The 14945-nt window shown below is 33.1% G+C and carries 15 protein-coding genes; 2 read left to right on the top strand and 13 right to left on the bottom strand.

Annotated elements, in window-relative coordinates; genetic code table 11:
• Positions 1-17 precede the first annotated feature (17 nt).
• From GQ47_RS16360 to gcvP, 6 genes are all read right to left on the bottom strand, one after another.
• Entirely contained in the window at positions 18-779 is a 762-nt protein-coding gene (locus GQ47_RS16360) for an ABC transporter ATP-binding protein (protein ID WP_035650552.1), read from the bottom strand.
• Positions 779-1525 (bottom strand): MlaE family ABC transporter permease, encoded by a 747-nt coding sequence (locus tag GQ47_RS16355; RefSeq protein ID WP_035650550.1) that lies wholly within the window; start codon positions 1523-1525, stop codon positions 779-781. Before GQ47_RS16355 ends, GQ47_RS16360 begins: the two co-directional genes overlap by 1 nt.
• Before the next feature lie 81 nt (positions 1526-1606).
• Positions 1607-2455, bottom strand: coding sequence for a glycosyltransferase family 2 protein (locus GQ47_RS16350; RefSeq protein WP_035650548.1), 849 nt, complete (start codon positions 2453-2455; stop codon positions 1607-1609).
• 95 nt (positions 2456-2550) lie between these two features.
• A complete protein-coding gene (locus GQ47_RS16345) occupies positions 2551-3078 on the bottom strand; it encodes a methyltransferase (RefSeq protein ID WP_035650546.1) in 528 nt (175 codons plus the stop codon).
• A gap of 229 nt (positions 3079-3307) precedes the next feature.
• Entirely contained in the window at positions 3308-4366 is a 1059-nt protein-coding gene (locus GQ47_RS16340) for a 3-oxoacyl-ACP synthase III family protein (protein ID WP_035650543.1), read from the bottom strand.
• A gap of 309 nt (positions 4367-4675) precedes the next feature.
• Positions 4676-7525 (bottom strand): aminomethyl-transferring glycine dehydrogenase, encoded by a 2850-nt coding sequence (gene gcvP / locus GQ47_RS16335; protein WP_035650740.1) that lies wholly within the window; start codon positions 7523-7525, stop codon positions 4676-4678.
• Positions 7526-7721: 196 nt separating this feature from the next.
• Between gcvP and GQ47_RS16330 the strand changes: the two genes are divergently transcribed.
• A complete protein-coding gene (locus GQ47_RS16330) occupies positions 7722-8528 on the top strand; it encodes a UbiA prenyltransferase family protein (protein ID WP_035650541.1) in 807 nt (268 codons plus the stop codon).
• Positions 8529-8691: 163 nt separating this feature from the next.
• On the opposite strand, the gene GQ47_RS16325 is transcribed toward GQ47_RS16330, so the two are convergent.
• The 6 genes from GQ47_RS16325 to GQ47_RS16300 all read right to left on the bottom strand — a co-directional run bounded on the left by GQ47_RS16325 (position 8692) and on the right by GQ47_RS16300 (position 12731).
• On the bottom strand, positions 8692-9144 hold the full coding sequence (locus GQ47_RS16325; RefSeq protein WP_035650538.1) for an SRPBCC family protein: 453 nt from the start codon (positions 9142-9144) through the stop codon (positions 8692-8694).
• Positions 9145-9284: 140 nt separating this feature from the next.
• The gene (locus GQ47_RS16320; protein WP_035650536.1) at positions 9285-10193 is read right to left on the bottom strand and encodes a TIGR01777 family oxidoreductase; all 909 of its coding nucleotides are present in this window, start codon (positions 10191-10193) and stop codon (positions 9285-9287) included.
• A 1-nt stretch (position 10194) separates the two neighbouring features.
• A complete protein-coding gene (locus tag GQ47_RS16315) occupies positions 10195-11016 on the bottom strand; it encodes a thiol-disulfide oxidoreductase DCC family protein (RefSeq protein ID WP_035650534.1) in 822 nt (273 codons plus the stop codon).
• A gap of 27 nt (positions 11017-11043) precedes the next feature.
• Positions 11044-11784 carry a YqjF family protein gene (locus GQ47_RS16310; RefSeq protein WP_035650532.1) on the bottom strand — a complete coding sequence of 247 codons (741 nt, stop codon included), beginning with the start codon at positions 11782-11784 and terminating at the stop codon, positions 11044-11046.
• Between the two features lie 27 nt (positions 11785-11811).
• The gene (locus GQ47_RS16305) at positions 11812-12171 is read right to left on the bottom strand and encodes a hypothetical protein (protein ID WP_035650530.1); all 360 of its coding nucleotides are present in this window, start codon (positions 12169-12171) and stop codon (positions 11812-11814) included.
• A 56-nt stretch (positions 12172-12227) separates the two neighbouring features.
• Positions 12228-12731, bottom strand: a complete 504-nt coding sequence (locus tag GQ47_RS16300; protein WP_035650528.1) for a GbsR/MarR family transcriptional regulator — start codon at positions 12729-12731, stop codon at positions 12228-12230.
• 137 nt (positions 12732-12868) lie between these two features.
• Here GQ47_RS16300 and GQ47_RS16295 point away from each other — a divergent pair, with 137 nt between their 5' ends.
• Complete coding sequence (locus GQ47_RS16295; RefSeq protein ID WP_035650526.1) at positions 12869-14131, top strand: cation:proton antiporter; 1263 nt, start codon at positions 12869-12871, stop codon at positions 14129-14131.
• A gap of 101 nt (positions 14132-14232) precedes the next feature.
• On the opposite strand, the gene GQ47_RS16290 is transcribed toward GQ47_RS16295, so the two are convergent.
• Complete coding sequence (locus tag GQ47_RS16290) at positions 14233-14892, bottom strand: SanA/YdcF family protein (protein ID WP_035650523.1); 660 nt, start codon at positions 14890-14892, stop codon at positions 14233-14235.
• Positions 14893-14945: the final 53 nt, after the last annotated feature.

Raw genomic sequence — 14945 nt, 5'->3', positions numbered from 1 at the left:
TTTAGATTTAAAAGGTGTTATCCTTTCAAATAAGCTTCTCTTACTTTTTTAAATAGGTTTGAAGAATAAACAAACTTCACAATGTCTTTGTTGTCAGTTCTAAATATTTCTTCTTTATTTCCTTGCCATGCTTTCAAGCCTTTTTTTAGAAAAACGATATTTTCGCCAATTTCCATTACAGAGTTCATATCGTGTGTATTGATAACGGTTGTAATGTTATATTCTCTAGTGATTTCCTGAATTAAGTTGTCGATCAAAGTTGAAGTATTTGGATCAAGACCAGAGTTTGGTTCGTCACAAAATAAATACTTCGGATTGTTTACAATAGCACGTGCAATGGCAACACGTTTCTGCATACCTCCGGAAATTTCAGAAGGTAATTTTTTATGAGCATCTATCAGATTTACTCTTTCTAAAACAAAATCAACACGTTCCTGAATTTGAGCTTTGTTTTTGTTAGTAAACATTCTTAGCGGGAATGCGACATTTTCTTCAACGGTCATCGAGTCAAATAAAGCACTTCCCTGAAATACCATTCCGATTTCAGTTCTTAACTCACGTTTTTCATCTTTGTCCAAATCAGAATAAACTCTTCCATCAAATTCAATTGTTCCTGAATCTGGTGTGTGAATTCCTAATAAGGTTTTCAATAAAACTGTTTTTCCAGATCCACTTTGTCCAATAATCAAATTGGTTTTTCCAGTTTCAAATACTGTTGAAACGCCTTTTAAAACTTTGCTGTCACCAAATGATTTTTCTATGTTTTTTACTTCTATCATTATCCTAGTAATAATTGAGTTAATATATAATTTAGGAGAATAATAGTAACAGATGTCCATACAAATGATGTTGTACTAGCCTTACCAACTTCTAATGCGCCACCTTTCATGTAATATCCATGAAAAGAGGGAATTGTTGCCAATAACATGGCAAAAATTAAAGTTTTGATAAATGCATAAGTAATATGAAAGGGTATGAAATCTTTCTGAGCTCCCATAATAAAATCGGCTCCTGTTGAAAATCCTCCGTAAGCACACGCAAGCCATCCTCCAAAAATTCCTAAAAACATACTAATTCCGATTACAAATGGATACATTAATAAAGCTACAATTTTTGGGAAAACAAGATAATTTACGGAGTTAACTCCCATAACTTCTAAAGCATCAATTTGTTCTGTAACGCGCATTGTCCCAATACTGGAAGTAATGTAAGATCCCATTTTTCCGGCCATAATTACCGAAATAAAAGTAGGAGCAAACTCCAAGACTACAGATTGACGTGTAGCGAAACCAATTAGATATTTTGGAATTAAAGGGTTTGTTAAGTTTAGCGCTGTTTGAATGGCAACAACTCCTCCGATGAAAAAAGAGATAAAGCAAACAATCCCAAGTGAGTCGATAATTAAATCGTCGATTTCTTTGAAAATTAATTTTTTCATAACAGACCATTTGGTCTGTTTATTGAAAATTTCTTTCAGCATTAAAAAATATTTTCCTATTTGGGATAAATAACGAATTAGCATCATAAGTTTTACAAATATTGGCTAAGGTAAAAATAAGTTATGAGTTTTGGGTAATGAGTTCCAGTTTTTCGAGTGTTTTAGCAATCAAATTAACTTTTCTTTCATTTTTTGAAAACGATAATTTCTAATAAATTTAGCCTGTTCCGGAGTTACTAATAAAGGAGTTTTGGCTTTTTTAGCTTTCCAAAATCCTCTTATATAATCTAAAAATAAGAATGGTTTTTTCTTCATCATTGCCAATTTTGCCGAAGCAATTGCAGTAATCCAAAAACCATATCCTAAGGTATAAAAAGCTTCGCCTTGTTTATAACGAGCTGTTTTGTTGTAGTTTGCGCCTGTCGGTTTTAAGTGTTTTACATGTAAAGATTCGTCGGTAACCACTTTCCAATCATAATATTTACAAAGCAGTTCATCAACGGTGTCCCAGCCCATTGCAGGGCGTAATCCTCCAATTTGCTGGAAAGTTGCTGCTCTGTAAGCCTTCAAAGCTCCGCGAATGTGATCTCTATCCGTTAGGTTTTCCAAAACCCATTCGCCATTTTTATCGATATAGCAGAATCCGCCAACCATTCCGATTTTTGGATCTGATTCGAAATGTTTGATTATGGTTTCAAAATAATTTGGAGGAAAAATTAAATCGCCATCAATTTTTACAATGATATCGTAATTAGAATCTAAAGTTTCAAAACCTTTCTGAAAAGCCTGAATTACTTTACTTCCCGGCATATGAATCGCATCTGAAGTTTTGTTTACAACAGATATGTATGGGTTTTCTTTTGCAAAACTCAATACAACTTCTTCCGTTTTATCAGTCGAATTGTCATTTACAACCACAATTTTTGAAGGCAAAACGGTTTGTGAAACCAAGGATTGTAAAGTCAAGCCAATTAAATCTTGCTCGTTGTGCGCGGGAATGACGATGTAATATTTCATAAATTTTCAATTTAAATTCCAATCTTTTAAATTCCAAATTCCAATCAAAGCTAGTTCAATTGGAATTTGGAATTTTATTTTTTTGAAATTTGCCTTTAAGCTTTTATTTTTTCAGCAACAACAAGATAATATCTCGGAGTGAAATACCTTAGTAAAGGTCTTAATCCAAATTTTTTCACCGGATGCGTAAATTGCAAACGATCTGTAATTTTCCAGCCTGTTTTTTCTAAAAGCCAGTCCAATTGCCAGTCTTCAAATTCGTGATAATGTCTGTCCCACATATCAGTCTTTGAGCGATATGCTGGTGAAAACCATAAACGCAACGGAATCGAAATTAATAATTTATCGCATTTTACGTTTTCTAAAACCGTGTATGGATTTAATAAATGTTCGAAAATTTCAAATGCCGTAAAAACAGAATATTGTTCTGTTTGTAAAGCAGTGTGATCGTTATCTAAGTCTTCTCCTTTTGTATTTTTTACAGTATAGCCATTTTCTTCCATTATTTTAGAAAATGGATTTGGTACACCAAAATCAAAAATGGTCTCTGAAGTATTTATGTGTTTTTGTAAAAATTCTAAAGTAAGCTTGAATCTTTTATTAGGAAACGTTTTTTCGTACATAGTCATTGCGAACGAATCAATCTCTCGTTCTTGATTTTAATTAGGTCGCAAATATACAAAGTTATCTTCTTTTTTGTGTTTTTTAATTGGAAGGAAATCAATTTATAAAGTATTATAAAAAAAGGAACGAATCTCTCGCAAAGACGCGAAGTCGCAAAGTAATTGTTTAAAAACTTTGCGACTTCGCGTCTTTGCGAGATTATTTCACTCAGGCTTGTTAAAGCGACTTTTAATATCGATATACAAAAGCATTAATATTCATTCCCGCTCCAACTGAAGCAAATATAAGAACATCACCTTTATTGATTTCGTGATTTTCGATCTTTCCTTGTAAAATCAAATCATATAAAGTAGGTACAGTTGCAACACTGCTGTTTCCTAAATCATGAATGCTCATTGGCATAATATCTTTCGGCGCCGTTTTATCATATAATTTGTAGAAACGCTCAATAATCGCTTCGTCCATTTTTTCGTTTGCCTGATGAATAAGGATTTTTTTAACCTCGCTGATATCAATACCGCTTTTGTCTAAACAGCTTTTCATGGCACACGGAACATTGCTTAAAGCAAATTCGTAAATTTTACGGCCATACATTTTAATGTATTTGATATCCGGATCTAAATCTGGATTGTATGATTTTCCAAAGAAAAGATAATTGGCTTCATCATTTGCAAAAGTGGCACTTTCATATGATAATAATCCAGCTTCATCTGTTGATAATTCTAAAATTGAAACACCAGCTCCATCAGAATAAATCATAGAATCACGGTCATGATCATCTACAACTCTTGATAAAGTCTCAGCTCCAATTACCATAACTCTTTTTGCCATTCCTGATTTGATGAAAGCGTTGGCTTGTAAAACACCTTCAATCCAGCCAGGACATCCAAAAAGAATATCGTAAGCCACACATTTAGGATTTTTAATGCCTAATTTGTTTTTAACTCGAGTAGCTAAACTTGGTAAAATATCAGTTTGGTGCGTTCCGGTTTTTACATCACCAAAATTATGGGCGAAAATAATGTAGTCTAAAGTTTCGGCATCAATTCCTGCATTTACAATTGCTTTTTGAGCTGCAAAAAAAGCTAAATCTGATGCTGTATATTCTGGTTCGGCATAACGACGGTTTTGAATACCGGTAATGCCTTTGAATTTTTTGATAACGACTTCGTTTGGATAAGCAAATGGACTTCCGTCTTCATTTAAAAAAACATGTTTGTCAAAATCTGTGTTTTTTACTTCTAAATTAGGAATGTAGCTCCCAATACCAATAATTTTTATTTTCATTTTTCCCGTAATTATCCGATAAATTTGACGCTAAAATAGAAATAAAATAATGATAACTATCATAAAAAATACTATGCATGCATATAATTGTGAAATAAGAGATTTTTTAATGATAAACTGATTATTTACTAATGATTTTTTAATTTTTCCGAGATTTCAAACGTTTGAGATTGATTTGGGAGCGTATTTTTATTTCGTATGAATATTTGAAAGTGTTATAAAAATTAATAAAGTTTTTAAGAATGTTATAAAAAAATAAAACCCGATAACGATGATGTTATCGGGTTTGTTTTATGAAATAATCTGTGATTAATTTTCCATGTAAGCTTCAATAGGAGCACAGCTGCAAACTAAGTTTCTGTCACCGTATGCGTCATCTACACGACGAACAGATGGCCAGAATTTATTTTCAGCGATGTATTCTAATGGATAAGCCGCTTTTTCTCTTGTATAAGGGAAATCCCAAGAATCTGTCGTTAACATTGCCAATGTGTGCGGTGCATTTTTCAATACATTGTTTTTATCATCAGCAGTTGCAGCTTCAATTTCTTTTCTGATTGAGATAAGTGCATCACAGAAACGGTCTAACTCAGCTAAATCTTCAGATTCAGTTGGTTCGATCATTAAAGTTCCAGCTACAGGGAAAGAAACCGTTGGAGCGTGGAAACCGTAATCCATCAAACGTTTCGCGATATCACCAACTTCGATTCCGTTTTCTTTGAATGAACGACAATCTAAAATCATTTCGTGAGCCGCTCTTCCGCATTCTCCAGTATAAAGAATTGGGTAGTGTCCTTCGAAACGAGATTTCATATAGTTAGCATTCAAGATCGCGTGTTCTGTAGCGCTTTTTAATCCTTCAGCACCCATCATTGTGATGTAACCGTAAGAGATTAAACATACTAAAGCAGATCCGTAAGGTGCAGATGAAATAGCTGTAATAGCTTGTTCGCCACCTACTTTTAAGATTGGGTTTGTTGGCAAGAACGGAACTAATTTTTCGTTCACACAGATTGGCCCAACTCCAGGTCCACCGCCACCGTGAGGAATAGCGAATGTTTTGTGTAAGTTTAAGTGACAAACGTCAGCACCAATTGTTGCAGGATTTGTTAATCCAACTTGAGCGTTCATGTTTGCACCGTCCATATATACTAATCCGCCATTATCGTGGATTAATTTTGTGATTTCAATAATTGAAGATTCGAAAACTCCGTGAGTAGAAGGATACGTTACCATTAAACAAGATAAATCATCTTTGTGTTCAATCGCTTTTTCTCTTAAATCTTCTACGTCAATATTTCCTTCTGGAGTCGTTTTTGTCACAATGATTTTCATTCCAGCCATCGCTGCAGAAGCAGGATTTGTTCCGTGAGCTGATGAAGGAATCAAACATACATTACGGTGACCTTCGTTTCTTGACAAATGGTAAGCACGAATAGCCATTAATCCTGCATATTCTCCTTGAGCTCCAGAGTTTGGCTGTAAAGTTGTTCCAGCAAATCCAGTAATTACATTTAATTGCTGCTCTAATTTTTTAAGCATTGTAAGGTAACCTTCAACTTGGTCAACTGGTGCAAACGGGTGAATGCTGTTCCAGTTTGGCATTGAAAGAGGTAACATTTCAGAAGCTGCGTTTAATTTCATTGTACAAGAACCTAATGAAATCATTGAATGATTCAACGATAAATCTTTACGCTCTAATTTTTTGATGTAACGCATTAACTGACTTTCTGAATGATGATTGTTGAAAACATCATGAGTCAAGAAAGAAGATGTTCTTTCTAATGAAGCTGGTAATTGGCTTGCAGAAGTTAATTCAGAAACCGTAACAGTTTCTTTTCCTAGAGCTTCAGCAAAAATCGCAACGATTTGGTTGATGTCAGCGACAGAAGTTGTTTCGTTTAACGAAATTGAAACCGAATCAGCATCAGGGTAGAAGAAGTTTACTTTGTTTTTCTCAGCAGCTGCTTTTACTTTTTGAGCATCAGCTTTTACTAAAATAGTATCAAAGTAAGCTGTGTTAGTTTGGAAAACTCCTAATTTATTTAAAGCTTCAGCAGTAGTAACTGCAGAGGCGTGAACTTTATTTGCAATGTATTTTAAACCTTCTGGTCCGTGGTAAACTGCGTACATTCCAGCCATAACTGCCAATAAAACCTGAGCAGTACAAATATTTGAAGTCGCTTTTTCACGTTTAATGTGTTGTTCACGAGTTCCTAAAGCCATACGTAAAGCGCGGTTTCCATTTACATCAATAGAAACTCCAATAATACGACCTGGCATAGAACGTTTGTATTCGTCTTTAGTTGCAAAAAATGCAGCATGAGGACCACCGTAACCCATTGGTACACCAAAACGTTGTGAAGTTCCAACCACAACTGCAGCGCCCATTTCTCCCGGAGAAGTTAAAGCCGCTAATGATAAAATATCAGCTGCAAAGGCAACTTTAATTTCGTTTTCTTTTGCTTTAGCAACAAAAGCACTGTAATCGTTTACCTGACCATATTTTCCTGGGTATTGTAAAATAGCTCCAAAAAACTCATTTGAAAAATCAAATGTTTCGTGGTTTCCAACAACTAATTCAATTCCAATTGGAGTTGAACGTGTTTGAAGTACAGATAAAGTTTGTGGTAAAATTTCTTCAGAAACGAAGAATTTGTGTGTATTGTTTTTCTTTTGATCTCTCGTACGAACGTCAAATAATAACGCCATAGCTTCTGCAGCAGCAGTTCCTTCATCAAGTAAAGATGCGTTTGCAATTTCCATTCCTGTTAATTCAATAACTGTAGTCTGGAAATTCAAAATAGCTTCCAAACGACCTTGAGCAATTTCTGCTTGGTAAGGCGTGTAAGCTGTATACCATCCTGGGTTTTCAAAAATATTTCTTTGAATTGGAGCCGGAACGATAGTTGGGTGATAACCCAAACCAATGTATGATTTAAATGTTTTGTTTTTCTTTCCTAATTCGCGAATATGGTTTGCAAATTCGAATTCCGTCATAGCAGGATCTAAATTCAAAGGCGCTTTTAAACGAATATCGTCCGGAAGGGTTTCATAAACAAGTTGTTCAATCGAATCAACTCCAATAGTTTTCAGCATGTGCTGAAGATCTGTTTCTCTTGGACCAATGTGTCTTAAAGCAAAAGCATCTGTTTTCATGTAGCTATCTAAGTTTTTTAAATTAATGTGTTCGTGCACCATTTTGCTGTACGAATCACATTTAAAAGTAAATGTGTTGTTTTTTTGTCGCGCAAAATTAAGTATTATTAATAATTTAATGGGTATTTTTAACTTCAATTTTTATCAAATTTCTAACTAAAGAGTTGATTTGTTACCAATTGATTAGATTTGAGGCATGAAACTTCTAAAACAAATATTAGATTTTTATTTAAACAGCAGTATTCACGTGGCTTTATCGTGTTATGCTTTGGTTCGTATTACTTTTCATTTCTTTCATATTCAGTATGATGAACCAATGGCGCTGTTCGTTTTTTTCGGAACAATTGTAGGATATAATTTTGTAAAATATGATGCTTTGGTTCGCGTGAAAAGAAAACCGGTCGGCATTCAGCTGAAAATTATTGCTCTTTTGAGTTTTGTTTCACTGATTTTGGTTGGCTATTATTTTTTCCATTTAAAAAGAATCACGCAAATTGTTTCCGTTGTAATTTTTGCCATAACCGCGCTTTATACATTACCGTTTTTTCCAAACAGAAAAAATGCCCGAAACTGGGCAGGTGTAAAAATCTATATTGTAGCAATTTGTTGGGTAGGAGCAAGTTTGGTTTTGCCGTATATAAATGCTGAAATTCCTTTTACGGCCGATTTTTTTATAAAATGTGTCCAGCGTTTTGTTTTGGTTTTTGTGTTGATTTTGGTTTTCGAAATTCTGGATTTAGCTAATGACGATCCGCATTTGCAAACCGTTCCACAGACAATCGGTGTAAAAAAAACTAAGATTTTAGGATTTTCACTTTTGGTTCCGTTTTGGGTTTTAGGAATTTTGTCTTTTACACTTCATGATCTTATTATCAATCTGATAATGGTTTTGACATTAATGCTTTTTATTTTCTTTGCGAACACAAACCGATCCAAATATTATACTTCTTTCTGGGTTGAAAGCGTACCGATTTTTTGGTGGCTGATGATTGTGTTTTTATAAGTAAAAGAGATTAAGGTATCTAAATAATTTGGGCGTGCCCGCCGCGGCGGGTCGGGCTATCCGTTTCAAGTCCTCGCACTTCCTTCGTTAGGCTGTGGGCTTTCCACTTCTATCCCTCACGCAAACCGTAAAACGAGAAAATTCATTTTCAAAATTAGATTTATTATTTTTTTTCTGAAACTTCTTTCAAAACCTTATTTCTTTCCAAAAGGAAATTCATAAGATGCTTTTCTAAAAATAAAATATCAAAAAGCTCTCCGAATATCCCAAACGGAGTTTCATATTGCAATTTATCTTTCATAATCGTAAAACCATTTTCTTCTTCAAAAAAATGCTCATGTTTGAACGATTTGAATTTCCCTTCTTCCATTTCATCTACAAAATAATAATAAAGATTCATTACTGTTATTCGACTTTTATGAGTGATGTAAAATCCGAAATGTTTACCGCGCCAGATTACCGTCTCGCCTAAATTTATCAAACCAGATGTTACGCCAGCAATTGCTTTCTCTTTTGTAGGACTTGCCGATTGCTGATGAATATCGATATTTCTTGAAGCATCAAAAACGATTTGTTTTGATGCTTTTATTTTGGTTGTGAGGTTTATGGTTGTCATGATTTTCTTGTTTTGTGCGTTGTTTTGTCATTTCGACGAAGGAGAAATCACACTAGAAACTCCACAATCAAAATCCTCAATCTTTGTCGATTCTCTAGTGTGATCCCTCGTTCCTCGGGATGACAAAAATGCGTGCAGTTTCAGTGCAATAAATCTTGAAAAACTTCATCAATATTTCCAAACTTAAATCGAAACCCATTTTCTAAAAGTCGTTTCGGAACTACATTTCTACTTTTCAAAACCAATTCCGTTTCTGTTCGAATAAAAAATGCTCCAATTTCCAGAAAGAATTTATTCATCGGAATTCCGAAAGGAAAACCAATTGCTTTTCGAAGTTTCTGCATAAAATCAGCATTTCGAATTGGTTCTGGAGAAACGATATTGATAACACCAGTAATTTCTTTTTGAAGAATAAAATCAATCGCATTGGCAAAATCTTCTTCATGAATCCAGCTTATAAACTGATTGCCGTTTCCTTGTTTTCCTCCAAAACCAATTTTTGCCAAAGTCTTTAACGGAATTAAAGCGCCGCCGTTTTTTCCTAAAACAATAGAAGTTCGCAAAGCCGTTTTTAAAGTTTTTGGAGTTTCGGTTTTAAAAAATGCTTTTTCCCAAGAAAGCGCCACATTAATAGAAAAGTCATTTCCGATTTCGCCATCAACTTCATCCATTTGTTTGTCTAAAGAAAAACGATAAATAGTTGAGGTTGATGAATTCAACCAATGTTTCGGCGGATTTTGACAATTCAAAACCGCTTTGTTTAAAACTTTGGTGCTTTCAATTCGAGACCATAAAATCTCTTTTTTATTCTTTTTCGTATAACGGCAATCAACAGATTTTCCTGCGAGATTGATTAGAACGGTTGCGTTTTCTAACTCCTTTTCCCAGCCAGAAAAAGTTCTGGCATTCCAGTTTACATATTTAATTCCGTTTACGGTTTGAGATTTTCCTCGGGTCAGAATTACAATTTCTTCAAATTTATCTTTGAAATGATTCACTAAAACTTGTCCTAAAAATCCTGTTCCGGCTGCGATTATGAGTTTTTCCATTTTATAAATTTAAGATAAATAGTAAAGCAATCATTCGATAAAGAATCCAGGTAAAACATAAATAAAAAGGAAGTTTTAGAATTTTAACTCTTCTGAAATGTTCTGTAAACATGATAAAAACGGTTATTCCAAACCAACCTAAAATTAAAAACTGTGGAAGATTGATAAATTGATTTAAAATCAAAATTGGAACTAAAATTAAACTTCCCATTAAAGAAATAGTCATTAAGTTTCCAGCATAATTGGTCATTGTTTTTCTATCCATTTTCAAAAGAAACAAACTCTGAAAAACAATTTGTCCAAAAGCTAAAATGAATTCTCTCAAAATACTTGTTTTTGGTAAAATCGGAATCAAATTTGAAAATCCAAACAAAACAAAAGTTGTGATCGTTAAAGCAAATCCGATAAATAGAAATCTGTATTTGTAATTAAAATCAGGAGTACATTGCAATTTGTTTTCTTCTTTTATATTTCCCGGAATAATTACTTTTCTGTTGAAAGAAACAAAAGAATACATTTTTTTCAGGATAAAATGAATGGGTTTTACCGTTGCTATTTTTTCAATTAAAGGAAAAGAAAACCCAACCACTTTTATGAGACTGTCAATTCCGTAAATAACGGTTTTGGTTTTGTTATCAACTAACGTGATTTCGTTTGGAGCACGTTTCAAGTCCACAAAATTTTGCTCTTCTTCAGATAATTGACAATAAGATTTTCTTCCGTTTTCATCAAGCATTCCGCTTTTTACAAATCCAGTGGTGTATAAACTGCAAAGCGGACAATCTTCATCATAAAGTAAAGTTTGGTTTTCTAACGTTTTCATGATTTTTGGTTTTAAAGATGAATAGTTTTATGCGTATAATGTTTCTTCGACAGGAATCAACTCGATTTTTCTTTTGTTTTTAACCGTGATTTTTGAGCCTTCAGCTAAGAAAATAGAACTTGGTTTTTGAGTTTGAAGGAATCCAAAATCGCTTCCATAATTTTTTTCGAAATCAATATCAACTCGGTGATTTAAAACTTCAAATTGTTCCCATCTCGGATGCGTAACTTCATATTCAAAAGTGGTTTCTTCATCGATTTTAGTATATCCAAAATAATGTTCTGTAATAAATTCAGCTTCTGAATCAATTTCGATTTTACTTAAATCTTTTTTGGTTTCAATTTCAATTGTATTCCATTCTTTGCCATTTTTCCATTGATAAATAAAAGTATTGTTGTTTTCGTTTTCAAGAATTTCATGTCTCATTTTCTGAGTTTCATAATGTTCCTGATACAAAGTATTTGCAATAAAAGTGATTGCTTTTTTGGGAACAATTTCTTTAATGAAAACTACGCCGCGTTTCCATTCATCGCTTTCAAAGCGCTTTACATAAAATCTCATATTCACTTCTTCAAAATCGACATGAAACGGGATTTTTACTCCTAAAACTTTGGTGTTTTTAAACATAAAACCAACTAAACTCACGTAACATTTGTTGTTCCAAATATCAATTTCAGTTCCTGCGGGAAGGTATTTTTCTAAAATTTCAGCATCAATTTCATAATTGAAAAGGGCTAAATTTTTCCATTCTGCTTTTAAGAAATTCATTGGTGTGCTTTTTTATAGATTATTAATTCAGAATTCTCGGCTGAGTTCATATTCTGCAACTATTTTTCTCATTATTACATAGAAATAAATTGCAATTGACATAGGGAAAACTACCATTAAAGACCATTCTATTGCATCATTTGAAGTTGGAAAATAGTTATGTTGTACATAAAATAAAACAAGTTCAGAAATTGTTACGATCCAATAAATTGATAAGTTTCTTTTAGCATAATCTGATTTATGGTACATTTTGACTGTTAAATAAATAGCTGAAATTACCTGAATGATTCCCAAAGGGATTTGCGCCAACATTCCAAGATATACAGTAAGGAAGAGAATCAATGTTGTAATCAATGCAATTTTGTTGATTTTTTTAAGTGTTTTCATAACTGTTTGTTATTTTTAAACTTTCAGAAAAAAATGAAAGTTTTAATTAAATTTTTTTATTTCATCATTTTGATAACCAATTTTCCCAACCAGTTTTCATTGAATTCAGTCATTTTATCTAACATATTATCAGCTTTTAAAACGAAATCATAAAGTTTAGTTGTCTGATCAACGAAGTGTTTTTCTTCTGCCGAATCTTTAGCTTCAATAGTCGAAACTTCTTTTAAGATTTTAAGAGCTGGTTTAATTTCTCTTTTGCTTCTTTCTCTGGAGATTTTGGCTGCTAATTCATCTAAATCTTTTTCGGCAGTAAAGAATTCTTTTCTTTCTCCGGCTTTAAATTCTTTGTACACAATTCCCCAATCCATCAAAGCTCTTAGGTTCATGCTGGCATTTCCGCGCGAAATCTGCAATTCTTCCATAATGTCTTCCATAGAAACAGCCTCGTTTGAGACCATTAATAAAGCGTGGATTTGCGCCATCGTTTTATTAATTCCCCATTGAGAACCTAATGCTCCCCAGGTTTGTACAAACTTATTTTTTGCTTCTTTGAATTCCATGGATCAAATGTAAGTAAAAGTTTTTAAACTTTCAAAAATAATTGAAACTTATTTAACAAATTATAAAGTTGTGTTAATTCAAGTCCGCAAATTTTAGATTAAATAATGATAAAGTTATTTTTGTAAAAATCACTTTTATGGAATTATACTACACATTTTCAATACTAATTGTATTGGCTTCTTTCTTCGCCTATTTGAATTTAAGATTTTTAAAGCTTCCGGGAACTATTGGGATAATGATTATTGCAATGTTGGTTTCAGTTGGAATCCGTCTTTTAGGAGATTCTTATTTTCCTACAACGACCAAGCATTTTTTTGATTTGATAAAAGAATTTGATTTCAACGAAATCTTAATGGGAGCGATGTTGAACTTTCTTTTATTCGCGGGGGCATTGCACGTAAACATTTCGGATCTTAAAGAGCAGAAAGTCCCAATTATGATTTATTCGACAATAAGCGTAGTGTTATCAGCCTTAATTATTTCGATGTTGGTTTATTATATTTCACCACTTTTAGGAATAAAAATCCCTTATATATTTTGTTTGGTTTTCGGAACATTAATCTCTCCAACTGATCCAATTGTGGTTTTGGGAGTTTTAAAAGAAGCGAAAGTTCCTAAAAGAATAGAGACCAAAATTGTTGGTGAATCCTTATTCAATGATGGAGTAGCGGTAGTAATGTTTGCCGTTGTTTTAAAAATGGCAACCGATCCAACTTTTGATGTAAGTTTTGGTTCTATCGCCTGGCTTTTTGCAAAAGAAGGAATTGGCGGACTTTTACTAGGAGCTGTTTTTGGATTTACAGCATCTAAGGTTATGAAGAGAATTGATGATTATAAAGTTTCTGTTTTAATCACACTTTCTATTGTAATGGGAGGATTTTTGGTTGCCCAAGCATTACACGTTTCTAGCCCGCTAGCGATGGTTGTTGCTGGATTAATTATTGGAAATTACGGTAAAAAAGTTGCGATGAGTGAAGTAACTCAAGATTATCTTGGTAAGTTTTGGGAACTTATTGATGAAATCTTAAATGCGGTTTTATTCTTATTTATAGGTTTTGAATTGTTGTTACTTCCAAATCTGGACAAACAGTTATTGACAGGTGTTGTAGCTATTTTTATCGTGTTGTTTGCCCGAATTTTTTCTATCGTTTTACCATGGAAGTTCTTCGATATATTTAAGTTTTTCGGAATCAAATCTGCTTATAATAAAGGTTCTTTGATGGTTTTGGTTTGGGGAGGAATTCGTGGTGGAGTTTCTATTGCTTTGGTACTTTCAATGCCTGAAGGCGAATACAAAAACTTGTTACTTGAGGTAACTTATATTGTTGTACTGTTTTCAATTGTTGTGCAAGGATTGACAGTTGGAAAATTAGCTAAAAGAGTTTTGGAGAAAGAGTAAAGATCTAGAAATGGGAACAAGATCAAAGAAGCAAGATTTTTATTCTTTGTCATTAAATTTTTAATTAAAAACCCTGCAGATTTTTTTGCAGGGTTTTGTTTTTATCGTTTATCCTCTTTCGAATAATTAGATTCTCCATTAATATTAATTTCTCCGCCTAAAAAATGAGGCTCGCGATTTCGCAAAACATCAAAAAAGGATTTAAAAATTGAGCCATATTCTCTAAAGCGAACATAATTATATCCTAAATATTCTCCATTATTTGCAGAAAATCCAGACGATTTAATTCCTAATTTTTGCCCAATATAAATCGCTCGGTTTAAATGATATTCTTGCGAAATTAAAGTTGCTTTTTTAATCTTGAAAATATGTTTCGCACGATACATTGTCGAGTAAGTATCAAAACCGGCATAATCAATAAAGATTTTTGTGGTGTCAACTCCGTTATTAAAACAGTAGTTTTTCATAACCGTTAATTCATCATATTCATCACGGCCATTATCTCCCGAAAGTAAAATTTTATTGATTCGTTTTGCTTTCCAAAGCATAATTCCAGCATCCAAACGATCTTTTAAATATTTGCTTGGCTGATTTCCGTTAATTCCCGCACCAAAAATAACTCCGACATCATTTTTAGGAAATTTTTTTATCGAATAATAAATGTTCTTTTTGGTCGAAGATTTCACGTAATAATTTACCGAAACAATGGCAATCAATCCAATAATTGCGAGATAAAGAGCTATTTTAAAATATTTTTTCACGGCTTGTATTTGTAAGATTAAGATTTAAAATACGAAGATAGCTAAAGTAAAAC

It is taken from the genome of Flavobacterium sp. ASV13 (genome assembly GCF_000745775.1).
Taxonomy (GTDB): domain Bacteria; phylum Bacteroidota; class Bacteroidia; order Flavobacteriales; family Flavobacteriaceae; genus Flavobacterium.
Note: the sequence above shows the minus strand (reverse complement) of the source record. Positions and strands in the feature narration are given on the sequence as shown.